Source organism: Nonomuraea sp. NBC_00507 (assembly GCF_036013525.1).
In the GTDB taxonomy this organism is placed as follows: Bacteria; Actinomycetota; Actinomycetes; order Streptosporangiales; family Streptosporangiaceae; genus Nonomuraea.
In genome coordinates, this window is record NZ_CP107853.1 from 8894502 (window position 1) to 8918738 (window position 24237).

The following is a 24237-nucleotide window of genomic DNA, read 5'->3' on the forward strand; positions in this document are numbered from 1 at the left end:
GCGCAATCTTGCACGTTTACTCGGACACTTCAAGTATTTCCACGCAAGTGTTTGGAGCAAGATGCCTACTTCTGCGCGAAATTGGTTGATACACTCGCGCCGTGCTTCAGCGCCTCAGGCATGCCGAGATCATGCGCCGCGTCCGGCTCTCAGGCGCCACGAGCGTTCGCGATCTCGCCAGCCAGCTCGGCGTGAGCCCGTCGACCATCCGCAGGGACCTCGAGGTGCTCGACCGCGACGGGACGCTGCGGCGCGTCCGCGGCGGCGCCCTGGCCAGCGTGGACGCCGACGCCGACCGGCCCTTCGCCGCCGTCGAGGCGGTCGACGAGCAGGACAAGGAGGCGGTGGCCGCGCGGGCCGCGCAGCTGGTGGCCGACGGGGACGTGATCCTGCTCGACATCGGGACGACCACGATGCGGCTGGCCGAGCGGCTGCGCCGGCGTCGCGTCACCGTGGTCACCTCCAGCCTCGCCGTGCTCGACGTGCTCCGCTCCGACCCGGCGGTCGAGCTGCTGATGCTGGGCGGCATGCTGCGCCGGCCCTACCACTCGCTGGTCGGGGTGCTGACCGAGGCGGCGCTGAGCCAGGTGGTCGCCGACCGCGTGTTCCTGGGCGCCAGCGGCGTGCGGCCGGATGGGCAGCTCGTGGACACCACGCTCGCCGAGGTGCCGCTGAAGCGCGCCATGATCGCGGCGGCGCGGCAGGTGGTGCTGCTCGTGGACCGGCACAAGTTCCCCGGCACCGGCGCGCTGCGCGTGTGCGGCCCCGAGGACATCGACGTCATCGTGACGAACGAGGGCGCCGACCCGGCGACGCTGCGCAACTGCGCCGCCGCGGGCGCCGAGGTCCTGCTCACGTGAAGGGATGCGGATGAGACTGGCCGTCCTCGGGGGCGGGGGCTTCCGGGTGCCGCTCGTGTACGGCGCGCTTCTGCGCGATCGGGCCAAGCCGCGCGTGCAGGAGGTGGTGCTGTACGACGTGTCGGCGCAGCGGCTGGAGACCATCGGGCACGTGCTGCGCCAGCTCGCCGCCGGGCACGACGACCCGCCGGTCGTGCGGACCACCACCGACCTGGACACCGCGCTGCGCGAGGCGGACTTCGTCTTCTCGGCCATCCGCGTGGGCGGCCTGGCCGGGCGCACCGCGGACGAGCGGGTCGCGCTGGAGCTGGGCCTGCTCGGCCAGGAGACGACCGGTCCCGGCGGCATCGCCTACGGCCTGCGGACCATTCCGGTCGCGCTCCACGTGGCCGAGCGGGTGGCCGCGCTCGCGCCCCGCGCCTGGGTCATCAACTTCACCAACCCGGCAGGGATGATCACCGAGGCCATGCGGCGGGTGCTCGGCGACCGGGTGATCGGCATCTGCGACTCGCCGATCGGGTTGATCCGGCGGGCCGCCGCCGCGCTCGGGCTCGACCCGGCCCGGGTGTCGCCCGACTACGTGGGGCTCAACCACCTCGGCTGGCTGCGTGGGCTCGTCCACCAGGGCCGTGACGTGCTGCCCGGCCTGCTCGCCGACGACGCGGCGCTGGTGAAGGTCGAGGAGGCCCGCATCTTCGGACCCGAGTGGGTGCGCACGCTCGGGGCGCTGCCCAACGAATACCTGTATTACTACTACTTCACCCGCGAGGCCGTCGCCGCGATCTCCGGACCGACCCGGGGCGAGTCCCTGCTGGGCCAGCAGGACGCGTTCTACGCGGCGGTGCGGGCGCGGCCGGACGAGGCGCTCGCCGAGTGGCTGAGCGCACGCAGGCAGCGCGACGCCACGTACATGGCCGAGGCCCGCGACGCCACCGACGCCGGCGAGCGGGACGCCGCCGACCTCGAAGCGGGCGGGTACGAGGGCATCGCGCTGGCGCTCATGGCCGCCATCGCCCGCGGCGAGCCCGCCACGATGATCCTCAACGTGCGCAACGGCTCGGCGGTGCCGGGCCTGCCCGAGGACGCGGTCGTGGAGATCCCGTGCGCGGTCGGCGGCGCCGGCGTGCGTCCCTTCGCCACCCGCCCGCTCCCCGGGCGGTTCCTGGGTCTCCTCCAGCAGGTGAAGGCGGTGGAGCAGACGGCCATCGAGGCCGCGCTGACCGGCTCTTCCGATCTGGCGGTGGCGGCGTTCGCGCTGCATCCGCTGGTCGACTCGGTGACGACGGCGCGCAAGCTGCTCGACGGCTACCGCGCCCGCATCCCGGAGTTGGCCACCGTGTTCCCGAGCTGAAGGGCCACGGTCCCACGAACGGCAAAACGCCACTTCAGACCGTTAAATCACTCCCCTTCCTTACTTCGGAGGTATGACCGCCTTACCTCCAATACCCCTTATGTAAGACATGCGGAAAGCCCCCGCGGATCCGGCCACAGTGTGCTGTGCCGTGTCCAGATCAAGAAGAGGCGAGGCCCGGATGGCGCGTGGGGAGAGCGGCATGCCACCTGGCGTGCGACCGCTTACGGTGGGCGACCCGGTCATCATCGGCCGATACCTGCTCCTGGGCCGCCTCGGCACGGGCGGGATGGGAGTGGTGTACCTGGCTGAACACCCTCAGGGTGGCCTGGTCGCCCTCAAGACACCGCATACGGTGCATCTCAACGATGCCACGCTACGGGCGCGCTTCGCTGAGGAAGTGGCATTCTCGCGCAGATTGCTGCCTTTCTGCACGGCGGCGGTCGTGGAGGACGGCACCGACAAGGACCGCCCGTACCTGGTCACCGAGTACATCCCGGGCCCCGCGCTCTCGCAGGTCGTGATGGCCAGGGGGCCGCTCACGCCCGACCTGTCCTACGGCGTGGCGCTCGGCGTCGCCGCCGCGCTGGTGGCGGTGCACGAGGCGGGGCTGGTGCACCGGGACCTCAAGCCCGGCAACGTGCTGCTGTCCACGCAGGGGCCGCGCGTCATCGACTTCGGCATCGCCCGCGACGTCGACACGCTGGCCGCGCACACGCAGGCGGGGCAGGTCATGGGCAGTCCCGGCTGGGTGGCCCCGGAGCGGCTGACGGGCGGTCCCGCGCTGCCCGCCTCCGACGTGTTCGCGTGGGGGTGCCTGGTGGCCTTCGCCGCGTCCGGGCACCATCCGTTCGGCGGGGGTGAGCCGGATGTGCTGACCCGGCGGATCCTGTTCGACCCGCCGCGGCTGGAGGGTGTGCCGGCCCTGCTGCGTCCCGCCGTCGAGGCGGCTCTGGCCAAGGATCCCGCCGACCGCCCGAAGGCCGCCGACCTGCTGCGGGCGCTGCTGGCCGCCGGCGGTGTCGGCGATCCCTGGGATCTGCGGCAGGCCGTGTCGGGCGTGCTCGCGGAGATCTGGACCCCCGTGCCGTATCCGCCCGGCGGAGGCCTGGTGCGTCTCGCCTCGCCGCCCGACGAGCCGGAGCCGGGCACGAAGCCGCGCAGGAAGAGCCGCGCCAAGGCCGGCGCGCATCTGTCCCACGCCACCTTCGCGGCTCTGGCCACCGTGTCCATCGCGGCGGTCACGGTGATCGCGGCCTCGGGTGGCGACGGCACGAGCATGGGAGGCGGCTCTTTGGTGCCCGCCGACCCGGCCATCGTCCAGCCCCGCGGCAGCGCCGACTCCACCGTCCGCCGGTCCACCGGTCCGACCGGCGGCCTGCCGCCCACGCGGGCGACCGTGGCCCCGGTCAACTCGACGCCCATGGTGCCCACTGTCTTCGTCACGCCCACCCGCACGCGCAACCCGGTCGCCGTGCTCAGCCCCCCGCCCGGGAGGAAGGACACCACCCGACCGGAGAACACCAGCGGCCCAGGCGACCCGGGCGGCGCCGACCCTGGTCCGTGTGCGAGCCCGGTGGGACGCAGGCGGGGCAACGCCGCGGCGCGGCGGGACTGCCCGCAACCGTCCAGCTCGATCAGCACGATCCCGCAGGAAGGGCCGGGCGAGTCCCCGGACCCCTCCGCGACGGTCTCCGCCACTGCGACGCCGACGGCCACCGGCACGTCCTGAGCGGCCGATGGCCGGTCAGGACGTGATGTCCTTGCCGGAGAAGCGGGCCCAGGCGATCGAGCCGAAGAGCACGATGTACGCCCCGAAGGCCAGCAGCCCGTCGCGCAGGACGGCGGTGTCGATGGGGCTGCGCAGGACCGCGTCGAACTCGGTGAACCGGCTCGGCAGCAGGTAGGGGACGATCGGGGCGAGATCCGGGATGGCCCGGAGCACCTGGCAGACGATGATGAACACCATGGTCCCGGCGATGGCCCCGATGGACACCTCGGTGAACGTCGACAGCGCCACCGCGACGGCGGCCAGCGCGGCCATGCCGGCGCCGACGTACCCGACGGTGATGAGGATGCGCAGCAGCCCGTCCGCCACGGAGATGGTGGTGCCCGACAGCAGCGTCACGGACCCGCCGGGGAACAGGATCAGCCCCGTCAGCAGCGCCGACAGAGCCACCACCGCGGTGGCCGCGTAGGCGAAGACGACCGCGTTGAGGTATTTCACCGCCAGCAGCCGCGTGCGCCCGGCCGGTGCGGCCAGCAGATAGCGCAGCGTCCCCGTTCCCGCCTCCCCCGCGATCGAGTCGCCCGCGACCACGCTGACGGCCACCGGCATGAGCAGCAGCACGAGGAAGGAGAACGACAGGAACGTCAGCATGAGGCTGTTGCCCGCGACGTCCTGGATGATGCCGCTCATCTCGTCGTCGCCGCCGGAGCCGGCGGCGATCCAGAGCCCGACGCCGAGGATGATCGGCACGACGCCGAGCACGGCCAGCAGCGCCAGGTTGCGCGGCCGGCGGAAGGTCAGGCCCAGCTCCGAGCCGAGCAGCCGCCAGAACGCCCACGTCCTTCTGGCCGGAGGCGCTGGAGAGCCGATCTGCTCGGCGGGCTCCGGTGGCCGGCGTTCGGTGGTGCGCATGGTCTCCGATACGGGCACCAGGCCCGGTGTGCGGCGGGTCTCGCGAGTCTCGGGGGTCTGCGTCCGGGTGTCAGCCGTCGACATCGAATCCCTCTCCTGTCAGCCCGACGAACACGTCCTCGAGGCTCGGCCGCACGACCGCCAGCCCCCGTACGGCCACGCCGTCCCCCACCAGTGCGGCGTTGATCTTCTCCGGGGCGTGCCCGCCCAGCTCGGCGGTCACCTCCGCGTCGCCGGCCCGCACATCGGCCAGGCCCAGCGTGCCGAGCGTGCGCGCGGCGGCGGCCACGTCCGGCGTCTCCACCCGCACGCGGGCGACCAGGCCGCTGCTCAGCGAGGCGATCGTGCCCTGCGCGACGAGCCTGCCGGTACGCATGATCGCCGCGTGCGTGCACATCTGCTCGATCTCGGCCAGCAGGTGGGAGGAGACGAAGACGGTGGTGCCGTCGGCGGCGATCTCCTTGACCAGCGTCCGCACCTCACGCGTGCCCTGCGGGTCGAGCCCGTTGGTCGGCTCGTCCAGGATGAGCAGCTCCCGCGGCCCCAGCAGCGCGGCCGCGATGGCCAGCCGCTGGCGCATGCCGAGCGAGTAGTTGCGGTAGCGCTTGCCCGCGGCGGCCGACAGGCCCACCCGCTCGAGCGCGTCGGCCACGCGCCGCTTGGCGGTGGCGCGCTCCGCGGTCGGGTCGGCGGCGTCGAACCGCATGAGGTTGGCCGCGCCCGACAGGTAGGGGTAGAAGGCCGGCCCCTCGACCAGCGCCCCCACCAAGGGCAGGGCGTGGGCGACCGGCAGGCCGAGCACGGAGTAGGTCCCCTCCGTGGGCGCGACCAGGCCGAGCAGCATGCGGATCGTGGTGGTCTTGCCCGAGCCGTTGGGCCCGAGGAAGCCGAACACCGACCCGCGCGGCACGGCCAGGTCCAGCGCGTCCACGGCGACCTGGCCGCCCCGGAAACGCTTGGTCAGGCCGTGCGTCACAATCGCGTCCCCCGAGGGCGGGGCCGCCCCGAAGGGCGACCCCGCTTCCAGCGTGATGGCGGTCACTTGACGCCCGCCGCCTTGATGATCTCCTCGGGGGTGACCGCGCCGGCCAGAAGGCGGCCGTCGTCGGTCAGCAGGGCGGTGACGAGCTTGGTCTTGATCAGCTTGCCCGAGCCCCACGTGCCGCTCACCGGGGTGGCGGACTTGAGCACCGTGTCCAGCAGCGCGGCCGCGTTGCCGTCCTCGCCTCCCTGCGCCGTCTGGGCCTGCAGGTCCGACAGCTTGAAGGGCACGACCGCGACCCTCGACCAGCCGTCGCCGACCCACTTGGCCTCGCCGGCCACGTCGGCGGCGTGCTCGGCGCGCTCCTCGGCCTGCTTGCCGAAGCCTTCCCCGCCCAGCGTCGCCTCCTCCACCTTCGCCCCCGCGGGCGGGGTGAAGGCGAAGTTCTCCTCGGCCGGTGTGGTGAACGTCACCTGCGTGAAGCCCACCTGGTATGCCGGCTCCGCCGACCCCTTGGCGAACAGCTGGACCTGGAGCGGCACGTACGTCTCGCCGTCGAGCGCGATGCGTACCTCCTGCACCAGCGAGCCCTCGTCCTTGGGCGCCAGCACGAGCTGGTAGGCCGGCCGGCCCGCCACCTCGGCCGTGTTGATCACCCGGACGGACGAGTGCTCGTCGACGCCTTCCAGCATCCGCTGCGCCACCTGGGCCGGCGTCAGGTCGGTCGGCTGCGGCACCGGCGTTTTGTGCTGCTGCTCGCCGCCTGCCTTGACCGTCAACTTGGTCGCGGTGTTGGTGGCGCTGTCCCAGTACCAGCCCTGGTCGCCGTTCACGATCAGGTTGGTCTCGTTCAGCTGGGTCGGCATGGCCACCCGGAACTTCTGGTCGCCGCCGTACCAGACCTTCACCTCGTGCGAGCCCGACAGCAGACTGAGCGGCGAGGTCTCGCCGCCGGTCTGCGGCAGCGCGGGCAGGCCCAGCGACGCCGTCTGCTGCACGGTGCCGGACATCGGCGCGATGCCCTGCTGCTTGCTGGTTGCCGCCGCGGCGTCGGCGAGCAGTTGCTCGGCCGACCTCTCGGGCAGCACTGGATCGCCGCTCACCGCGGCGATGACGGGGCCGGCGCCGATCGCGGCTCCGATCACGGCCGCAGCCGCGATCGGGACTCCCCACCTCACGAACGTGCCTCTGCGCATCTCACTCCTTAACGGTATGTCGATGCTCAGAGCCTGCGTGATGCATCCTGTGGCAGACCTGAGACTGTCTGAGACGGCTCTCAGTCTTCTCAGCGTCGTCTCAGCGCAGGAACAGGAGAATCGCCATATGAGAGTACTTGTCGTCGAGGACGAGCGGCGCATGGCCGCCGCGCTCCAGCGGGGGCTCCAAGCTGAGGGGTTCGCGGTGGACCTCGCCCACGACGGCGAGGAGGGGCTGCACGCGGCCAGACAGGGCGACTACGACGTCGTGGTGCTCGACATCATGCTGCCCCGGCTGTCGGGCTACAACGTGTGCAAGCGGCTGCGCGCCGAAGAGAACTGGGTGCCGATCCTCATGTTGTCCGCCAAGGACGGCGAGTACGACATGGCCGACGGGCTCGACCTGGGGGCCGACGACTACCTGACCAAGCCGTTCTCGTACGTGGTGCTGGTGGCCAGGCTGCGGGCGCTGCTGCGGCGCGACTCGGGACGGCGGCCGGCGGTGCTCATGGCCGGCGACCTGACCCTGGACCCGGCACGGCGCAGGGTGGAGCGCGGCGGGACCTCGGTCGAGCTCACGCCGCGGGAGTTCGCGCTGCTGGAATTCCTGATGCGCAGGCGCGACGAGGTGGTGTCGAAGTCGGAGATCCTGGAGCACGTGTGGGACACCTTCGACACCGACCCGAACGTGGTCGAGGTCTACGTCGGCTACCTGCGCCGCAAGATCGACGCCCCGTTCGGCAGGAACGCGCTGCAGACCGTGCGCGGCGCCGGCTACCGCCTGGCGGGCGACGGTGGCTGATCTCATGAGCTCGGGAGCTTCGCTCCCTGCGTCCTCCCCGCTGGGGTGGTGGCGGCGCCAGGGCCTGCGGTTCAGGCTGACCGTGGCGGCCTCCGCGGTGCTCGCGCTGGCGCTCGCGCTGTCGGCCGCGGTGCTGCTCACCGTGCTGGACCGGGCCCTGATGGACACCGTGGACGAGAGCACCAGGCGGCAGGCGGACGCGGTGCGCGTGGCGGCCGACGCCGGCACGCTGACCAGCCCGATCACCACCCACGACGGCACGCTCGTGCAGGTCATCGACGCCCAGGGCCGGATCACGCACGTCACGTACGGCACCGACAGGCTCGTGCCGCTGCTGGACGCCCCGGCCAGGGCGCGGGCGCTGCGCGACGTGCAGGCGAAGTTGCTGGACGGACGGCCGTACGCGATCCCGGGGTTCCTGCGGGTGATCGTGCTCAGCGCGGACCGCGGCCAGACGGTGGTGGCGGCCCGGCCCATCACCGAGATCCAGACCAGCCTCGGAACGGCCGGACGGGTCCTGCTGGTCGGCACGCCCGGGCTGATCGTGCTCCTGGCCGTGGCCAGCTGGCTGATGATCGGCCGGACTCTGCGCCCGATCGCCGCGCTGCGCAGGGGCGCGGCCGACATCACGCACACCGCCAGGTCGCGCCGGCTGCCGGTGCCGCAGTCGCGCGACGAGGTGCACTCGCTGGCCACCACGCTCAACGGCATGCTGGCCCGCCTGGAGGAGGCCGAGCAGCGCCAGCGGGCGCTGGTCTCCGACGCCGCGCACGAGCTGCGCAGCCCCCTCGCCAGCATCCGGCTGCAGCTGGAGGTGGCCCTCGGCCACCCGGACGGCCAGGACTGGCAGGAGACCGCCGAAGGCGTGCTCGAGGACGCGATGCGGCTGTCCAGGCTGGCCGAGGACCTGCTGGCGCTGGCCAGGCTGGACGAGCGCGGTGGCGTGCCGGCCAGGCGCGAGCCGGTCGACCTCGACGAGGTGGTGCGCCAGACCGTCGACAGGTACGCCGAGGCCCGGCTGACCGTCTGCGACCCGGTCGTGGTGCGCGGCGACGCGCTCGACCTGAGCCGCGTGCTGACGAACCTCATGGACAACGCCGTACGCCACACCGCCTCCAAGGTGGAGGTGGCGCTGACCGCCGACGGCGTGCTGACCGTGACCGACGACGGTCCCGGCATTCCCGAGCAGGATCGCGAGCGGGTGTTCAACCGCTTCACCAGGCTCGACTCCGGGCGCAGCAGGGACGAGGGCGGCGCCGGGCTGGGACTGGCGATCGTACGCGAGACCGTGCGGGCACACGGCGGCACGGTGGCCCTGGAGGACGCCGCGCCTGGGCTCCGCGCCGTGGTGCGGCTTCCCGTGTCCCGCTGACCCAGCGCGTCAGTGCGGTTCGGGGGGTTGGATGGGGGATCGTAGGGGGATCATGGAGCGTTCCGAAAAGTGGTCAGGCGGCTGTCCCCTTTTCGGCGGTGGCCAGGAAGTCCTGGGCGATGAGCGGCAGGCGGCGACGGGCGTGCACCACGGCGATGACGCGACGCACGGCGGGTTCGAGCGAGCGCACCACGAGACCTGCGCGACCGGCCTGCTCGGCCATGCCGCGATACCACAGCAGGGACGCCTGGCCGGCGCGGACCGCGTTGAGCCAGCCGTTGCGCTCGTCGGTTTCGAGCACGACCACCGGGGTGACCGCGTACTTGCCGAACATCGCGTCGAGTTCCCTGCGCCGGGTGCTGCCGCGGGCCGGTAGCGCCAGGCGCATGCCGTGCAGTTTGCCCATCGGCACCGGATTGGGCAGTTCGAGCCCTGGTGGGGAGATCAGCACGATCTCCTGGCGTTCGAGCGGATGCGTGACGAGGTCGGCGGGCACGGGGAGATCGGTGAGCCCGAGATCGGCTCGTTGATCCCGGATCGCGGTGACGACGCCCTCTCTGCCGTCGCACCGCACGATCTGGATGCGGACGCCCGGATGCTCGGCCGTGTAGGCGGGCAACAACCGCCCTGCGAGGCCGGGCTCGAGGCTGGGTGTCGAGGCGATGCGGAGCTCGGCCTCGGCGACGCTGCCGTGGTTGGCCAGGCCCTCGATCTCGTGAACGGCGTCGAGTGCCTCCCTTGCCAGCTTGACCACCCGGCGGCCCTGTGCGGTGACGACGACGCCACGGCCGGAACGAGCGAAGAGCGTCATGCCGAGCTCGCGTTCGAGATCGCGGATCGCGCGGGACAGCGCAGGCTGCGCGATGTAGAGCGACCTGGCCGCGTCGGTCATGGTGCGGTGCTCCGCAGTCGCGACCACATAGCGGAGCTGCTGGAGATTCATGCCAAAGAAGCTAGGACACCGCCCGCTCCGCGGATGGGGAGATAACCGAGATCACCTCGAATGATTTCGGACTGTAACCGAGCACTGCTACATCCGTGACGGGTGATACATCAGTATGCTTTTGCCCCAAATTTGCCAAGGGTCCGTCAAGTCGCGGCGCAGAGCAGGCATTACCGACAACCGGGTGAACGGGGAGACACGGTGACAGGGAACGGGCAATATCCACCCCCGCCACAAGGGCCAGGCCAGCCACAACGGCCACCCTCGTTGCCATGGCCGCCGCCGGGTTACCGTCAGCCGCAGCCTCAGGGCGGCACCCCGTACGGACCGCCCCAGGGACACCCGCCGCAGGGGCCGTCCTACCCCCCGCAGGGCGCGCCTCAGCACGATGGGCTGACGCGTCCGTACACGCAGCAGGTGCCGCCACCACCGCCGTCGTACGGGCCCCAGTACCGGCAGCCCTTTCCTCCCCCGCCACCGCCGCCTCCGCCGCCGCCGCCGATGCCGATGCCGATGCCGATGCCGCCGCGACAGTGGCATCAGCCGCCGCGCAGGAAGTCCGGCATGGGCGTCGTCGGAGTGCTCGGCATCGTGTTCGGGTCGATGGCGGCGTTGTTCGTGCTGATCGTCATCGGGGCGGCTATGCTCAAGACCTCGTCGCGGTCGGAGACGACAAATCCCATCGCGATCCCGTCCTACGAGCCGCCCTCGCGCGATAACGACGACTCCGAGCCCTTCCCCACGCGCACCCGCGAGAGCGAGGACCCCGACACGCAGGCCACCCCGCCGCCCAAGGTCACGCTCAACACGAGCCTGAAGAACAACACCGTCTACCGGGCGGGCGCGCTGCCCCGGCTCAACTGCCCGGCCGGCAACGCCAGCATCTTCAACCACAGCCAGCTCAAGGCGCTGATTCTCAAGACCGGCAAGTGCATGGACCGGGCGTGGGGACCGATCCTGCAGAAGCAGGGCATCGCGTTCCGCCCGCCGGGTTACGCCATCGCCTCCAGGCGCGGCAGGGGCGCGTGCGGCGACTATCCGCACACGGGCAACATCGTGCCGTACTACTGCCCGCGCAACAGCACGATCTACGCCTCCACCATGGCCATGGCCAGGGGCAACGGCAACTCCCGCGGCTACGGCGAGATCATCTCCTGGCATGGCGGGATCGTCAGCATGATGGCCCACGAGTACGGCCACCACGTCCAGAACATCACGGGCCTGCTGAACTCGTGGTGGGACAGCACGCTGGACTCCTCCAGCCAGAGCGGCAAGCTGGCGCTGAGCCGGCGGCTGGAGCTGCAGGCCACCTGCTTCGGCGGCATGTGGATGCGGTCGGTGGCGGCGTCGTACCCGGTGAGCATGGCCGACCGCAGGCAGCTGTTCTGGTTCTACGGCCAGGTGGGCGACCATCCGGGTTATCCGCGCGACCACGGCTCGCCGCTGAACAACAACCGCTGGTTCCGGCAGGGGTGGGAGAAGAGCAAGGCATACCAGTGCAATACGTGGCTGGCGCCCTCCTCAACGACCTCCTGACGGCAACGTGGTGTTCATCTCAGGTTGGGCACATGTCTCTGATGTCCAGATATGGGGACTAGAATCCTGGCAATCTTGTGCTCAATGGGGGGCAAGCGAACCGTTTTGCCTGGTAGGCGTGTGAAGGAGCCGGTGTGAGGAAGCGCGATGGGGTCGACGCCGTGCCAGGAGGCAGGAAAGAGCGCCCCCCGCGCCGTCCGCGTCCGGCGCTCGGCGCCCGCGCCCCGCGCTTCGCCAAACCGCTGACGACCGCCTCCGTGGTCGGCTGGACCGCTCTGTCCGCCCTCGTGCCCGGCGCCGCACATCTGCGCGCCGGGCATCGTCGTACCGGGCTGGTTCTCGTCAGCCTGTACGCGCTGGTGCTGCTCGGGGTGCTGGGCTTCGCCCTGACCCGGAAGGACCTCCTGACGAGCCTCACCACCTTCACCGACGACGGCATGATGGTCACGGTGATCGTCGTCGCCTCGGTGCTCGCGCTCGCCTGGTTCGCGCTCATGGTCGTCTCGTACGTGGTGCTCGGCCCGAACCGGCTCAACCAGCAGGGCCAGATGGTGACCGGCATCGTGGTGGGCGTGCTGTGCGTGGCCGTCATGTCGCCGTTCGCGCTGGCGGCCAGCTATGTGCAGACCGCCCAGAGCGCGATCAACGACATCTTCCCCTCCTCGCCCGACTCCGACACGCCGCCCGTCGCCCAGAACCCCGAGGACCCGTGGGGCGGCCGGACCCGGGTGAACTTCCTGCTCGTCGGCGGCGACGCGGCGGGCAACCGCACCGGCGTGCGGACCGACAGCATGAACGTCGCCAGCGTGGACATCAAGACCGGCAATACGGTCCTGTTCAGCCTGCCGCGCAACCTCCAGCACGTGCGCTTCCCGCCCTCCTCGCCGCTGCACAAGCAGTTCCCCAACGGCTTCATGGCCGAACTGCCGAACGGCGGCCTGCTCAACGAGGTCTGGCAGTACGCCAACGACCACCCGGAGATCATGGGCGGCAAGAACAAGGGCTCGCGGGCGCTGATGGACGCCATCGGCCACACGCTGGGCCTGAAGATCGACTACTACGCCCTGATCAACATGTACGGCTTCGCGGCGCTGGTCGACGCCATCGGCGGCCTGAAGATCCGCGTCGAGCAGGACGTCAAGTGGGGCGGCCTGTACGGCACGGCGGGCACGATCAAGGCCGGTACCCGGAAGCTGTCCGGCGAGCAGGCCCTCTGGTACGGCCGCTCCCGCGTGAACAGCGACGACTTCTCCCGCATGGGCCGCCAGCGCTGCGTCATCGGCGCCTTCGCCCAGCAGGCCACGCCGACCGTCATCCTGACGAACTTCAACAAGATCGCCGGCGCCGCGAAGCGCATGGCGTCCACGAACATCCCGCGGCCGCTCGTGCAGCCGCTGGTGGAGGTGGCCGTCAAGGTCAAGGACGCCAAGATCACCAGCCTGCAGTTCGTGCCGCCGGACTTCTGGCCGGGCAGCGCGGACTGGGTGAAGATCCGCCAGGCCGCGAAGAAGGCGATCAACGACTCCATGCGGCCGCGCAAGCAGGCTCAGACGGCCGGCGTCAGCGCCTCGCCCGGCGTCACGGGGGCCACGCCGACGAAGACCAGCGCGGCCTCGCCCACGCAGACCCCGACCCGCAACAGCCAGAAGAGCGGCGCCAAGTCCCTCGACGAGCTCTGCGGCCTCTGACCGTCACACGGTCGTGGGAAGCCGTTGTGAGCCCCTGACCCCGTCCGGCCCACCGCCGTGGGACGATTCCAGACACCAGGACTGGCGACGCGGGGCGGGCTGGAGTGACCAGACCCAGCCACCACGCACAAGGAGGTGGCCTTGGTGGCTGTCCAGCGAGCCGACGGCTACACGTATACGATCACGAAGGAAGTACACCGGTGCGCACCCTGACGGCGAACCGCCTTTCCCTGCCCCGCTACGCGGGAGTCCGTTTCCTTCCCGGCCTGACGGCCGGAGTATCCACGGAGAAGGTCCGATGACACTCCAGGCGCAGAGGCCGGTCAATGGCGAAGAGAATGCTCACTGGCTGGCAGTCCGGCCGAGGCTGATCCTCGCCAGCGCCTTCATGCTCTTCCTCGAGCTGGCGCTGATCCGGTGGACCGGGTCCAACATCGTCCACCTGAGCTACTTCACCAACTTCGTGCTGCTCGGCTCGTTCCTCGGCATCGGGCTCGGGTTCCTGCGCGTGGGGCGTTCGCAGCGGCAGCCGTACTATTCGCCGATCGTGCTCGCCGTCCTGGCCGTCGTGGTGCTGACCTTCCCGGTGACCGTGGATCGCAACACCGAGGGCGTCCTTTACTGGACGAGCCTGTCCACCAGCGGGCCGCCCGCGTGGCTGATCCTGCCGGTCATCTTCTGCGCCGCCGCGCTGATCCTCATGGGGCCGGCCGAGCTCGTCGGCCGCTGCTTTCCCGAGCTGCCGCGGCTGGAGGCCTACCGCTACGACCTGATCGGCAGTCTGACCGGCATCGCGGCGTTCACGGCGCTGTCGTTCCTGAGCGCGCCGCCGGTGTTCTGGGGGCTGATCGCCGCCATCTGCTACGGCGTGCTGCTGGTTCCGAGGCCGCGCGCGCTCTATGTGGGCCTGGTGACCGTGCCGTCGCTGGTCGTGGTGGGCCTGCTGCTCGCCGAGACGCTGACGGCAGGGGCGATCTGGTCGCCCTACTACAAGGTCACGTCCCGGCAGTTCGAGCAGCTCGGCGTCGGCGTCACCGACATCGCCGTCAACGGCATCCCGCACCAGCAGGCCGTGCCCGCCGCCGCCCGCCTGCAGTGGGAGCGCCAGTACGGGCTGCCGTACGAGCGCACCGCCAAACCCCCGAAGAACGTGCTCATCGTCGGCGCGGGCAGCGGCACCGACGTGGCGATCGCCCTGTCCAAGGGCGCCAGCCACGTCGACGCCGTGGAGATCGACCCGAAGCTGCGTGAACTGGGCGGCTCGGTCCATCCCGATCGCCCCTACGACGACCCCCGCGTCACCACCCATGTCACCGACGGACGCGCCTTCCTGGAGCGCACCGACGCCACGTACGACCTGATCCTGTTCGCCCTGCCCGACTCGCTCACCCTCGTCTCCGGGGCCAGCTCGCTGCGGCTGGAGAGCTATCTGTTCACCGAGGAGGCCATGCGGGCCGCCCGTGAGCACCTCAGCCCGGGCGGCACGTTCTCGATGTACAACTACTACCGCGAGAGCTGGCTCGTCGACCGCCTGGCCTTGACCATGCAGCAGGCCTTCGGGCACAAGCCCTGCGTCGACGTCGTCAGCACCGCGGGCCAGCAGGCCGTGATCACCGCGGGCCTGACCGCGGCCGATCAGCGCTGCGCCGCCGCGTGGCCAGGCGCCGCCCCGGGCACCCCGCAGCCCGCCGACGACGACCGGCCCTTCCTCTACCTCCACGACGCCACGATCCCGCCGATCTACATCATCACGCTCACCCTGATCCTCATCGTCAGCCTGCTGGCCGTCCGCGTCGTCGCGGGACCCTACCAGCGGATGCGCCCCTACGCCGACCTGTTCCTGCTGGGCGTGGCGTTCATGCTGCTGGAGACCAAGAGCGTGACCGGGTTCGCGCTGCTGTTCGGCACCACGTGGGTGGTCAACGCCATCGTGTTCGCCGGCGTGCTGGTCGCCGTGCTCGCCGCCGTCGAGGTGACCCGCCGCTTCCGCACTCCGCCGCTGCCGGTCATGTACGGGATCCTGCTCGCGGGCCTCCTGCTGGCCTGGCTGGTCCCGAACGCGTGGCTGCTGTCCCTGCCGCTGCCCCTGCGCGCGGTGGCGGCCGTGACAGTGGCGTTCCTGCCGATCTTCGCCGCGAACGTCGTCTTCGCCAAACGCTTCGCCGACACGACCGACGCGACCACCTCCTTCGGGGCGAACCTGCTGGGGGCGATGGTGGGCGGCTGCCTGGAGTACGCGGCGCTGGTGATCGGCTACAAAGGCCTGCTCATCGTCGCCGCCCTTCTCTACATCGGCGCGCTGGCCCTGCTGCCCCGCAAACGTGCGCTGGTGTGAAAAACGTCGCCCACTTCGCGCCGTTTGGGGGTGTTCTCGCAGGTCACATCCCTGAAACCCGCTGGACGCGCACCCCCGGATGAAGGAATGTTGGGAGGTTCCTTCCCTCCAGAAGATCTTCGGTGGTGACACATGCGTGTCCTGATCCAGCTCCGCCCCTCCCCCGATCTCGTCGCGGCCGTGGCCGATCCCGGCCAGACGGCCACGACGGCCGACGTGGCCGACGGCCTGCCCGGGGTCGAGCTCGACGCGGCCTACGTCCCGGTGGCCGTGCCGCGGCCGGTTCCCGCGGCGGGCGGCGATCCCCTCTCGCTCAACCAGCCGCTCGACTTCTCTCTGGCCGCCGAGGACGCCTCCGTGCTCGTACGCGGCACGATCTCGGACGACGAGCTGGCCTCCAGGGTCACACTGCTGCCCACGCTCAGACCCGACGTGGTGGGGATCTTCTCCGACCCGGTGATCGAGTCCTCTCCCACCTGCGGCGGCGACTCGCCGAACGGTGACTGGCACGACGTCGAGCGGCTGCTCAACGTGGCGGGGCTGCAGGCCGAAGGGCTCGACGGCTCAGGGGTGGCGCTGGCCGTGCTCGACACCGGCGTCAACGCCGCCCACACGGCCAGACAGCTCGGCAGGGCCGTCACGCTGGACGCGCCCCGGTGCTGGAGCCCCTCCGGGGTGACGGGCAAACCGGGTGAGTTCGAGGTGGATCACGGGACGATGTGCGCGTTCGACGCGCTCATCGCCGCCCCGCAGGCCTCGCTCATCGACATCCCGCTGCTGCTGTCCACCCGGCCGGGCGGCTCGGCGCTCGACGGGCTGCTGTCGGACGCGGTGTCGGCGTTCGCGCATCTACGCACCGTGCTCGACGCCCAGCCGGCCGCGACGCGGGCGCTGGTCGTGAGCAACTCGTGGGGGTCGTTCTCGCCCGAGTGGGACTTCCCCGTCGGGCATCCGGGCAACTACTCCGACAGCGCCGCCCATCCGTTCAACCTCATGGTGGCCGCCCTGGACCGGGCGGGGGCCGACGTGCTGTTCGCGGCGGGCAACTGCGGGCAGGAGTGCCCGGACGGCCGGTGCGCCTACCCCAACCGGCCCATCGTGGGCGCCAACTCCCACCCGAAGGCCCTGTCGATCGGCGGCATCGACGTCAACGGCGACCGGGTGGGTTACTCCTCGCAGGGGCCGGGGCGGCTGACCGCCCGTAAGCCCGACGTGTGCGGTTACACGCACTTCCTCGGGTCGGCGGCGTTCGGGAAGGGCGAGCCGGACTCGGGGACGTCCGCGGCGACACCAGTGGTCGCGGGGCTCGTGGCGGCGGTGCGTACCCGGTGGCCGGCGGCCAAGTTGTCGCCGGCGCAGCTGCGGGCGCTGCTCCGGCGCAGCGCGGAGGACCGGAGCGAGGTCGGGTTCGACTACGACTACGGGTACGGGATCGTGGATCCGGGCGGGATCATGGCCGCGCTCCAGCGACGCGCCAAGAACGCGGCCTGAGCCCCATCCCGCCCCGGCCGTCCTTCGGCTGGTTCCTCATCGGGAGCCGGGGCGGATGATCGGGCTAGGCGTTCTCCCGGTTGAACACCCGGGTCCCGATCGTGAGGCTGAGCACGGCGAAGACCGCGGTCACCGCCACGCCGGCGCCCACGGTGCCGGTCAGGTAGCGTCCCTGGAACAGCTCGCGCACCGCCTCGAGCACGTATCGGAACGGGCTGATGTGGGAGATGGCGTCGAGCCAGCCCGGCGCCATCGACATCGGCAGGAACGAGCCGGACAGCAGGATCAGCGGGATCACCGCCGTGGACATCACCGGCGCGAAGAGCTGCTCGTTCATGGTCAGCGCGATGGCGTACGACAGCGCCGCCAGGCTGACACCGAGCACGACCACCAGCACGAAGCCCGCCAGCAGCCCCATCGCCGGAGCGCGCAGGCCCAAGGCGAAGGCCACGGCCAGGAGCAGCAGCGTCTGGATGATCAGCGTGACCGCGTTGTTGAGCACCCGCCCCAGCAGCAACGCCAAGCGGCTGGCCGGGGTGACGCGCATGCGTTCCAGGACGCCGGAGCGCTTCTCGAAGACCACGCCGATGCCGGCCAAGGCCATGCTCATCAGCCCCAGCTGGATCATGAGGCCGGGCACCAGCGTCTCCCACGTGCCGAACGTGGTGAAGATCGGCCCAAACAGCACCAGGAACAGCAGAGGCTGGATCAGTCCGAAGACGATGCCGACCCGCTGCTGGAGCGTGACCCGCACGCCGTGGCGGAACAACACCCAGGTGTCGCGCAGCATCAGGCGCCCACCTCCTCGCGCAGCGACCGGCCGGTGATGTCGAGGAACACGTCGTCGAGCGTGCGGCCGCCGGCCTTCAGCTCGGCCGGCGTGCCCTCGGCCACGATGCGACCGTGGTCGATGATCAGCAGCCGGTCGCAGAGGGCGTCGGCCTCGTCGAGGTAGTGGGTGGTGAGGAAGACCGTCATGCCCTTCTCCGCCCGCAGCGAGCGGATGTGGTCCCACAGGTTGGCCCGGCTCTGTGGGTCGAGCCCGGTCGTCGGCTCGTCAAGAAAGAGCAGGACGGGCTCGTGCAGCAGCGCGAACGCGATGTCGAAGCGGCGCCGCTGGCCGCCCGACAACGTGGCGGCGGGCCTGGACTCCAGGCCGGTGAGCTCCAGCCGGGCCAGGACCTCCCGCGACCTGGCGGTGGCCTCCTCCCGGCTCAGCCCGTAGAGCATGCCTTGGAGTTCGAGCTCGCCCTTCAGCGGCGTCATGGGCAGGAACCCGCTGCCCTGGGCGACGTACCCGATGCGCTTGCGCACCTCCCGAGCGTCGGCGAGCAGGTCGTGGCCGGCCACCGTGGCGCTGCCGGACGTGGGCTTGAGCAGGGTGGTCAGCATGCGCATGGTCGTGGTCTTGCCCGCGCCGTTGGGGCCGAGGAAGCCGACGATCTCGCCGGGCTCCACCGTGATGTCCACGCCTTTGACGGCCTCCACGCCGCCATCGAAGATCTTCGTCAGACCTGAAGTCACAATCATTTCATCGCCTCCAAAATTTAGGTAAGCACAATTTTGGAGTCACTGCAAATTAGGTAGCATGGGGGCATGCAAGAGGGGCTGCGGGAGCGGAAGAAGCGCGAAACCAGGGAGCGCATCGCGGACATCGCGATGGGGCTGTTCATGGCGAGGGGGTTCGACAGCGTGACCGTGGCCGAGGTGGCGCGGGCCGCCGACGTGTCGGTCAACACGGTCTTCAACTACTTCAGCACCAAGGAGGACCTGTTCGCCGACCGGCAGCGGATGGCCGTCGACCTGCCGCAGCAGGTGCTGCGGGAGCGCGAGCCGGGGGAAAGTGTGGTGCGGGCGTTCCGGCGCGACTATCTCGACGCGATCGACACCCGCCACTGGCGCCACGGGCTCAACCTGGGCGGCGACGTGTTCGCCAGGATCGTGGGCGCCAGCCCGGCCCTCATCGCCCGGATGCGCCAGATCCACGAGGAGCGTGAGGAGGGCCTGGCACGGCTGCTGGCCGACCAGATCGACGCCGCGCCGGACGACCTCACGCCGCGACTGGTGGCGGCGCACCTGCTCAACACGACGCGGATCCTGAGCGGGTCCGCGGTCGACAGGATGCGCGCCGGCGAGGAATGGGAGAGTATCGAGCCCGATCTCAGGGCGCAGGCGGAGAAGGCCTTCGACCTGCTGGAGTCAGGACTCGGTGACTACGGACGAGAGCCGCTAGTAGCTGCTGCTGGTGGCGAAGCCGCCGCTGATCAGCGCGATGCCGAAAGCGAAGATCAGAAACGCGAACGTGATGATCATTAGGACGCTGCTGATGATGCCGCAGATGCGCCCCGCCTGGATGTGGCCGCGGTTTTCGTAGGGATAGCCGCTCTGGTCGATCTCGCGCAGCGCCTTGGTGCCCATCGACCACGCGAACGGCCCGAGGAAGCTGCACACCACCAGGCTCAGAATGCCGAGCACCAGGATGGTGGTGCCGTTGGGATGCGTGTGCGGCTGCGGGCCGTAGTAGGAGGGCCCATAGTTCGGATACGACATGATCGCTCGGTGCCCCCTTGTTTGCGGCAGTCAGGTGGGTTTTATACCACAGACACCGCCTTGATCATCTTGCGTCATCATGGAACGGCACCTGACCGATCCCTCTAGGAGCCTTCCCCCGTGCGTGAACGCACCCAAGCCATCCTCGCCCACCAGAGTTTCCAGCGGTTCATCGTCAGTGTCATCCTGATCAACGCGGCCACGCTGGGCCTGGAGACCTTCCCTGCCGTGGTGGAGCGCCACGGCGCCCTGCTCACCGTGATCGACCACGTCGCGCTTTACATCTTCGCCGCCGAGCTGCTGGCCAAGATCTACGTCGAGCGCCTGAGGTTCGTCCGCGACCCGTGGAACATCTTCGACTTCGCGATCGTGGCCATCGCCTTCGCGCCCTCGTCGGGCGGTCTGTCGGTGCTGGGGGCCCTGCGCATCCTGCGCGCGCTGCGACTGCTGTCGGTGGTGCCGAGCCTGCGCCGGGTCGTGTCGGCGCTGCTGCGGGCCATGCCAGGAATGAGCTCGATCGTCGTGCTGCTTGCTTTGGTGCTGTACGTGGCCGCGGTCATGGCGACCAAGCTCTACGGGCAGACCGATCCCGAGCGTTTCGGCAGCCTGCCGACGTCGCTGTTCACGCTCTTCCAGACGATGACGGGCGACGACTGGGGCAACATCGCCCGGGACGTGATGGTCCAGCACCCGTCGGCGTGGATCTTCTTCACCGTCTTCATCCTGCTCTGCACGTTCGTGGTGCTGAACCTGTTCATGGCGGTCGTGGTCAACGCTATGGACGAGGAGAACACCGAGGAGCTGGCCGCGATCGAGGACACCACGGCGCACACCGAGCGGATCCTGGAGTAGCTGGCCGAGCTGCGCAAGGAGGTCGCCGAGCTGCGCCGGGAGGGGTCCCTGGGCTGAGCCGCGCACACCGTGCTCGGCGCCGAGCACGGTGGAGGCGGCGAAGCCACGGCTAACGAGAATAGAACTCCACCACGAGCTGCTCGTCGACGGGGACCACGATCTGCTCACGCTCGGGCCGGTGCGTCAAGGTGAAACGCAGGTCGGCGTGGTCGACGGAGAGGTACGCCGCAGTGCGCTCGTCGGCGTAGACACCCTCGGCGGCGGCCACGAACGGCTGCATCGTGCGGGAGCGCGCTCTGACCGTGACGACCTGGCCGGGCTTGACCAGGTAGCTGGGGATGTCCACCTTGCGGCCGTCCACGGCGATGTGCCCGTGATTGATGTACTGCCTGGCAGCGTAGATCGACGGCGCCAGTCCGGCGCGCAGCAGGAGCGAGGCCAGGCGGCTCTCCAGGATGATCACCAGCTCGGCGCCCGACGCGCCCGGCTTGCGCACCGCGAGGTCCCAGTAGCGGCGCAGCTGCCGCTCCGACACGTCGTAGTACCAGCGCAGCTTCTGCTTCTCCATCAGCCGCAGCCCGTAGTCGCCGGTGCTGCGGCGGTTGGTCTTGCGGCCGTGCTCGCCCGGCGGGTAGGGGCGCTGCTCGAAGTAGCGGACGGCTTTCCTGGTCAGCGGCACGCCCGCGCGACGCGACAGTCGCACCTTGGGACCGGTGTAGCGCACGTTCACCTCAATGTGATTAGGTAGTCCTTACTTAGGTAAGGCTAACCTACCAGAATGTTGGAGTCGTCATGCTGCCCATCCCCGAGCGGGTCCGCACCCTCGCCGCGACCGCGAGCGTCGCGAAGCTCTCCGTCGACGGCGCCCCCTCCCCCGCTCGCGGCGGCGTGGATGAGCGCGGCCGCCCCGTCCTGCTGGTGCTGGCCGGCGAGGCACTGCACGGCGTGCGCGAGGACGCCGTGGCGGCGGTGAACCTCACGGCGATGCGGCAATTGGGCGATGTCACCCACCCGCGCGGGCTGATCGAGGTACAGGGCTGGGCGGAGGCGGTACCGGAGCGTGAGGCGCGGGCCGCGGCCGTGGCGGTGGCCGCGCACAGCGCGGATGAGAGCCTGTTCGAGGCGCTGGAGCGGTTCGGTGAGCCGGACGCGCCCCGGCTGCTGCGGGTGGACGTGGGCCAGGTGGTCTACCTGACCGGGCAGGAATCGGGGCTGCTGGACGCCGATGACTACCTGGGCGCCGCGCCCGACCCGCTGGCCGAGACGGCCGAGCGGGTGCTCGCCCACGTCAACTCCGCACACCGGCCCCAGCTGACCGCGGGCGTCTCGCGCCAACTCGGGGAGCAGCCCGGCGAGGTGTGGCTGTGGGAGCTGGACCGGTTCGGCGCGACGGTACGGGTGGACGAGGCGCTGGTGCGCTTCCAGTGGCCGAGCCCGGCGAACACCGGCCTCTGCCTGGAAACGGCCCTGCGCGGCCTCCTTTGCAGCTGTTGATCACGGTTCGATGTGTATTAAGCGGACATACCTCTACATAGGTCACGGGAGCGTCCCCACGTCTCTAGCATTTGCTGCGTGAGTGGAAGGCATGCGATATCGAGCACGGCCGGGTTCGCCGACCAGAGCGGCCGGCGCAGGCGGGCATTCGTGATCGCGGCGGTGCTGCTCGGCACGCTGATGCTGGCCGCGGCCGCGATTCTGATCGGCGGCGCGTTCGGCACGACCAGGCTGGACGCGGTCGAGTGGCCGGAGCCCGGGAACGGCGCGCCCGAGAAGTCCGGGCCGGCCGCGACCGGGTCGAGCCCGACGCCGACGTTGGAGCGTGCCAGATCGATCGCGCCCACGGTCTCGGCTTCGCCGGCTCCCCGGCGCACGGCGACCCCGGCACCCACGCGGTCCCGGACCGCGGGCGTGCGGCAGAGTCCGAGCCGGTCCGCCGCGCCGGCCACCTCCGGGGCGGCGACGCCGTCGCGATCCGCCACCGCACCGTCGCAGTCCGCCACCGCACCGACGCCGACCGAAGCCGAGCCGACCCCGCCCGGCAAGACGCGGCAGCCTCCGGGGCGGGACCCGGACAAGACGCCCGGCGGCAAGAAGTAACCCGGCCGGACACCGGATGGTCTGATTTCTCGGCTCCTAGCTATGGAATGAAGCATTCCGTTCTGTTAGTATCGGAACAGAACAAGCCGTTCCGATACAGGAGGCAGAGATGACCGCCCTCGACATCCGGCCAATGCAGGCGCCCGTCGAGCCGACGCCCTACCGGTGGCGCTGGCCCGCGCTCGCTGTGGTCCTCGCCGGCTCGGTCATGGAGCTGCTCGACGCCACCGTCACCAACATCGCGGGCCCCACGATGCGCGCCGAGCTCGGCGGCGGTGCCTCGCTCATCCAGTGGCTCGGGGCGGCGTACACGCTGGCCATGACCGCGGGACTGCTGACCGGCGGCCGGCTGGGCGACATCGTCGGCCGCAAGCGGATGTTCCTTATCGGGGTCGCCGGATTCACGGCCGGGTCGCTGATGTGCGCGCTCGCCTTCTCGCCCGAGACCATCATCGCGGCCAGGATCGTGCAGGGGCTGTTCGGGGCGGCCATGATCCCGCAGGGCATGGGGCTGATGAAGGAGATGTTCCCGCCCAAGGAGCTGGCGGCGGCGATGGGGCTGTTCGGGCCGGTCATGGGACTGTCCGCGGTGGGCGGGCCGATCCTGGCGGGCGCGCTCACCAGCGTCGACTGGCGGCTCATCTTCGTGATCAACCTGCCGATCGGCGCGGTGACCGCGCTGGCGGCCCTGCGTTTCCTGCCCGGCTCGCGGCCCGCCGGGGGTGTCCGGCTGGACCTTCCGGGGGCGCTGCTGGCCTCGGCGGGGACCGTGCTGATCGTGTTCCCGCTGGTGCAGGGTGGCGAGCAGGGGTGGCCGGCGTGGTCGTTCGCCATGATGACGGCCTCGGGCGCGGTGTTCGGGCTCTTCGCCTGGTACGAGCGGCGCAGGGCCGCGCGCGGCGGTGACCCGCTGGTGGCGCCGAGCCTGTTCCGCAAGCGCGCGTTCGTGTCCGGCATGGCGACCGGGACCATCTACTTCGCCGCATTCGCCGGGGTCTTCCTGGTGATCGGGCTCTACACGCAGCTCGGCCTGGGATACTCCCCGCTCAAGGCGGCGCTGACCGGCGTTCCCTCCTCGCTCGGCATGATCGCGGGCATGGGCGTGGCGCAGGCCCTCCAGCGGCACGGGCGCCGGGTCCTGCTGGGCGGCGCGGTGGTCATGGCGCTCGGCGTGGCCGGCCTGATCGCCGTCGCCGCGCCCGGCGTCTCCCCGTGGCAGCTGGCGCCCATGCTCGCGGTGACCGGCCTGGGCAGCGGGCTCATCATGACGCCGTACTTCGGCATCGTCATGGCCGCGGTCGAGCCCGGCGAGACCGGGTCGGCGTCCGGCACCCTGACCGCGCTGCAGCAGGTCGGCGGGGCGCTGGGGCTGGCGCTGCTGGGGACGGTGTACTTCGGCACGGGCAGTGTGCAGGCCACGCTGGGCGTCGCGGCCGCGATGATCGCCGCCACCTTCGCGGTCGGGCTGCTGCTGCCCAAGCAGGCCAGGGAGGGCGCGGACTTCGCGCACTGAGCACCGCGAGCACCTGGACACCGGCCGG

22 protein-coding genes are annotated in these 24237 nt (G+C 70.7%); 14 read left to right on the plus strand and 8 right to left on the minus strand.

Translation table 11 applies throughout. The features are described from left to right. Nucleotides 1–101 precede the first annotated feature (101 nt). The 3 genes from OHA25_RS42915 (at nt 102) to OHA25_RS42925 (ending at nt 3943) form a co-directional block, all read left to right on the plus strand. On the plus strand, nt 102–860 hold the full coding sequence (locus OHA25_RS42915; protein WP_327582649.1) for a DeoR/GlpR family DNA-binding transcription regulator: 759 nt from the start codon (nt 102–104) through the stop codon (nt 858–860). Between the two features lie 10 nt (nt 861–870). Continuing rightward, nucleotides 871–2211: a 6-phospho-beta-glucosidase gene (locus tag OHA25_RS42920; RefSeq protein ID WP_327582650.1), complete on the plus strand. Its 1341-nt coding sequence runs from the start codon at nt 871–873 to the stop codon at nt 2209–2211. Between the two features lie 214 nt (nt 2212–2425). Beyond that, nucleotides 2426–3943, plus strand: a complete 1518-nt coding sequence (locus tag OHA25_RS42925) for a serine/threonine-protein kinase (protein WP_327582651.1) — start codon at nt 2426–2428, stop codon at nt 3941–3943. Between the two features lie 15 nt (nt 3944–3958). Here OHA25_RS42925 and OHA25_RS42930 read toward each other — a convergent pair whose 3' ends face one another. From OHA25_RS42930 to OHA25_RS42940, 3 genes are read right to left on the minus strand one after another with little or no spacing between them, the layout of a single operon-like run. Then, the gene (locus tag OHA25_RS42930; protein WP_327582652.1) at nt 3959–4936 is read right to left on the minus strand and encodes an ABC transporter permease; all 978 of its coding nucleotides are present in this window, start codon (nt 4934–4936) and stop codon (nt 3959–3961) included. Beyond that, complete coding sequence (locus OHA25_RS42935; protein ID WP_305917887.1) at nt 4923–5894, minus strand: ABC transporter ATP-binding protein; 972 nt, start codon at nt 5892–5894, stop codon at nt 4923–4925. The genes OHA25_RS42930 and OHA25_RS42935 overlap by 14 nt, the downstream gene beginning before the upstream one ends. Then, a complete protein-coding gene (locus tag OHA25_RS42940; RefSeq protein WP_327582653.1) occupies nt 5891–7030 on the minus strand; it encodes a LolA family protein in 1140 nt (379 codons plus the stop codon). The genes OHA25_RS42935 and OHA25_RS42940 overlap by 4 nt, the downstream gene beginning before the upstream one ends. A gap of 127 nt (nt 7031–7157) precedes the next feature. Here OHA25_RS42940 and OHA25_RS42945 point away from each other — a divergent pair, with 127 nt between their 5' ends. Continuing rightward, nucleotides 7158–7832 (plus strand): response regulator transcription factor, encoded by a 675-nt coding sequence (locus OHA25_RS42945; protein ID WP_305917889.1) that lies wholly within the window; start codon nt 7158–7160, stop codon nt 7830–7832. A 4-nt stretch (nt 7833–7836) separates the two neighbouring features. Next, entirely contained in the window at nt 7837–9204 is a 1368-nt protein-coding gene (locus tag OHA25_RS42950; RefSeq protein ID WP_327582654.1) for a sensor histidine kinase, read from the plus strand. A gap of 73 nt (nt 9205–9277) precedes the next feature. Here OHA25_RS42950 and OHA25_RS42955 read toward each other — a convergent pair whose 3' ends face one another. Next, entirely contained in the window at nt 9278–10147 is an 870-nt protein-coding gene (locus OHA25_RS42955; RefSeq protein WP_305917891.1) for a LysR family transcriptional regulator, read from the minus strand. A gap of 564 nt (nt 10148–10711) precedes the next feature. On the opposite strand from OHA25_RS42955, the gene OHA25_RS42960 reads away from it, so the two are divergent. From OHA25_RS42960 to OHA25_RS42975, 4 genes are all read left to right on the plus strand, one after another. After that, on the plus strand, nt 10712–11683 hold the full coding sequence (locus OHA25_RS42960) for a neutral zinc metallopeptidase (RefSeq protein WP_327582655.1): 972 nt from the start codon (nt 10712–10714) through the stop codon (nt 11681–11683). 134 nt (nt 11684–11817) lie between these two features. After that, complete coding sequence (locus OHA25_RS42965; RefSeq protein ID WP_327582656.1) at nt 11818–13371, plus strand: LCP family protein; 1554 nt, start codon at nt 11818–11820, stop codon at nt 13369–13371. Nucleotides 13372–13669: 298 nt separating this feature from the next. Then, nucleotides 13670–15706: a spermidine synthase gene (locus tag OHA25_RS42970; protein WP_327582657.1), complete on the plus strand. Its 2037-nt coding sequence runs from the start codon at nt 13670–13672 to the stop codon at nt 15704–15706. A gap of 132 nt (nt 15707–15838) precedes the next feature. Continuing rightward, complete coding sequence (locus OHA25_RS42975) at nt 15839–17197, plus strand: S8 family peptidase (RefSeq protein WP_327582658.1); 1359 nt, start codon at nt 15839–15841, stop codon at nt 17195–17197. Nucleotides 17198–17261: 64 nt separating this feature from the next. On the opposite strand, the gene OHA25_RS42980 is transcribed toward OHA25_RS42975, so the two are convergent. Both OHA25_RS42980 and OHA25_RS42985 read right to left on the minus strand, forming a co-directional pair. Next, a complete protein-coding gene (locus OHA25_RS42980; protein ID WP_305917896.1) occupies nt 17262–17987 on the minus strand; it encodes an ABC transporter permease in 726 nt (241 codons plus the stop codon). Continuing rightward, nucleotides 17987–18727: an ABC transporter ATP-binding protein gene (locus OHA25_RS42985; protein WP_327582659.1), complete on the minus strand. Its 741-nt coding sequence runs from the start codon at nt 18725–18727 to the stop codon at nt 17987–17989. The genes OHA25_RS42980 and OHA25_RS42985 overlap by 1 nt, the downstream gene beginning before the upstream one ends. A 66-nt stretch (nt 18728–18793) precedes the next feature. Here OHA25_RS42985 and OHA25_RS42990 point away from each other — a divergent pair, with 66 nt between their 5' ends. Next, nucleotides 18794–19513 (plus strand): TetR/AcrR family transcriptional regulator, encoded by a 720-nt coding sequence (locus OHA25_RS42990; protein ID WP_327582660.1) that lies wholly within the window; start codon nt 18794–18796, stop codon nt 19511–19513. On the opposite strand, the gene OHA25_RS42995 is transcribed toward OHA25_RS42990, so the two are convergent. After that, nucleotides 19427–19747 (minus strand): DUF4190 domain-containing protein, encoded by a 321-nt coding sequence (locus OHA25_RS42995; protein ID WP_327582661.1) that lies wholly within the window; start codon nt 19745–19747, stop codon nt 19427–19429. The two genes, OHA25_RS42990 and OHA25_RS42995, sit on opposite strands and share 87 nt — an antisense overlap. Before the next feature lie 120 nt (nt 19748–19867). On the opposite strand from OHA25_RS42995, the gene OHA25_RS43000 reads away from it, so the two are divergent. Then, the gene (locus OHA25_RS43000; RefSeq protein ID WP_327582662.1) at nt 19868–20599 is read left to right on the plus strand and encodes an ion transporter; all 732 of its coding nucleotides are present in this window, start codon (nt 19868–19870) and stop codon (nt 20597–20599) included. A gap of 109 nt (nt 20600–20708) precedes the next feature. Here the strand turns inward: OHA25_RS43000 and rpsD are convergent, their stop codons facing one another. Further along, complete coding sequence (gene rpsD / locus OHA25_RS43005; protein ID WP_327591122.1) at nt 20709–21323, minus strand: 30S ribosomal protein S4; 615 nt, start codon at nt 21321–21323, stop codon at nt 20709–20711. Between the two features lie 68 nt (nt 21324–21391). Here rpsD and OHA25_RS43010 point away from each other — a divergent pair, with 68 nt between their 5' ends. From OHA25_RS43010 to OHA25_RS43020, 3 genes are all read left to right on the plus strand, one after another. Continuing rightward, the gene (locus tag OHA25_RS43010; protein ID WP_327582663.1) at nt 21392–22093 is read left to right on the plus strand and encodes a DUF2470 domain-containing protein; all 702 of its coding nucleotides are present in this window, start codon (nt 21392–21394) and stop codon (nt 22091–22093) included. 78 nt (nt 22094–22171) lie between these two features. Then, nucleotides 22172–22696 (plus strand): hypothetical protein, encoded by a 525-nt coding sequence (locus OHA25_RS43015; RefSeq protein WP_327582664.1) that lies wholly within the window; start codon nt 22172–22174, stop codon nt 22694–22696. Nucleotides 22697–22805: 109 nt separating this feature from the next. Beyond that, nucleotides 22806–24209 (plus strand): MFS transporter, encoded by a 1404-nt coding sequence (locus tag OHA25_RS43020; protein WP_327582665.1) that lies wholly within the window; start codon nt 22806–22808, stop codon nt 24207–24209. The last annotated feature ends 28 nt before the right edge of the window (nt 24210–24237 follow it).

What these genes read in the sequence shown, in the direction of transcription:
- OHA25_RS42920 (WP_327582650.1), top strand. Translation starts at nt 871, where the DNA reads ATGAGACTGGCCGTCCTCGGGGGCGGGGGCTTCCGGGTGCCGCTCGTG.
- OHA25_RS42930 (WP_327582652.1), bottom strand. Translation starts at nt 4,936, where the DNA reads ATGTCGACGGCTGACACCCGGACGCAGACCCCCGAGACTCGCGAGACC.
- OHA25_RS42940 (WP_327582653.1), bottom strand. Translation starts at nt 7,030, where the DNA reads ATGCGCAGAGGCACGTTCGTGAGGTGGGGAGTCCCGATCGCGGCTGCG.
- OHA25_RS42945 (WP_305917889.1), top strand. Translation starts at nt 7,158, where the DNA reads ATGAGAGTACTTGTCGTCGAGGACGAGCGGCGCATGGCCGCCGCGCTC.
- OHA25_RS42950 (WP_327582654.1), top strand. Translation starts at nt 7,837, where the DNA reads ATGAGCTCGGGAGCTTCGCTCCCTGCGTCCTCCCCGCTGGGGTGGTGG.
- OHA25_RS42955 (WP_305917891.1), bottom strand. Translation starts at nt 10,147, where the DNA reads ATGAATCTCCAGCAGCTCCGCTATGTGGTCGCGACTGCGGAGCACCGC.
- OHA25_RS42960 (WP_327582655.1), top strand. Translation starts at nt 10,712, where the DNA reads ATGGGCGTCGTCGGAGTGCTCGGCATCGTGTTCGGGTCGATGGCGGCG.
- OHA25_RS42970 (WP_327582657.1), top strand. Translation starts at nt 13,670, where the DNA reads ATGACACTCCAGGCGCAGAGGCCGGTCAATGGCGAAGAGAATGCTCAC.
- OHA25_RS42975 (WP_327582658.1), top strand. Translation starts at nt 15,839, where the DNA reads ATGCGTGTCCTGATCCAGCTCCGCCCCTCCCCCGATCTCGTCGCGGCC.
- OHA25_RS42980 (WP_305917896.1), bottom strand. Translation starts at nt 17,987, where the DNA reads ATGCTGCGCGACACCTGGGTGTTGTTCCGCCACGGCGTGCGGGTCACG.
- OHA25_RS42985 (WP_327582659.1), bottom strand. Translation starts at nt 18,727, where the DNA reads ATGATTGTGACTTCAGGTCTGACGAAGATCTTCGATGGCGGCGTGGAG.
- OHA25_RS42990 (WP_327582660.1), top strand. Translation starts at nt 18,794, where the DNA reads ATGCAAGAGGGGCTGCGGGAGCGGAAGAAGCGCGAAACCAGGGAGCGC.
- OHA25_RS42995 (WP_327582661.1), bottom strand. Translation starts at nt 19,747, where the DNA reads ATGTCGTATCCGAACTATGGGCCCTCCTACTACGGCCCGCAGCCGCAC.
- OHA25_RS43010 (WP_327582663.1), top strand. Translation starts at nt 21,392, where the DNA reads ATGCTGCCCATCCCCGAGCGGGTCCGCACCCTCGCCGCGACCGCGAGC.
- OHA25_RS43020 (WP_327582665.1), top strand. Translation starts at nt 22,806, where the DNA reads ATGACCGCCCTCGACATCCGGCCAATGCAGGCGCCCGTCGAGCCGACG.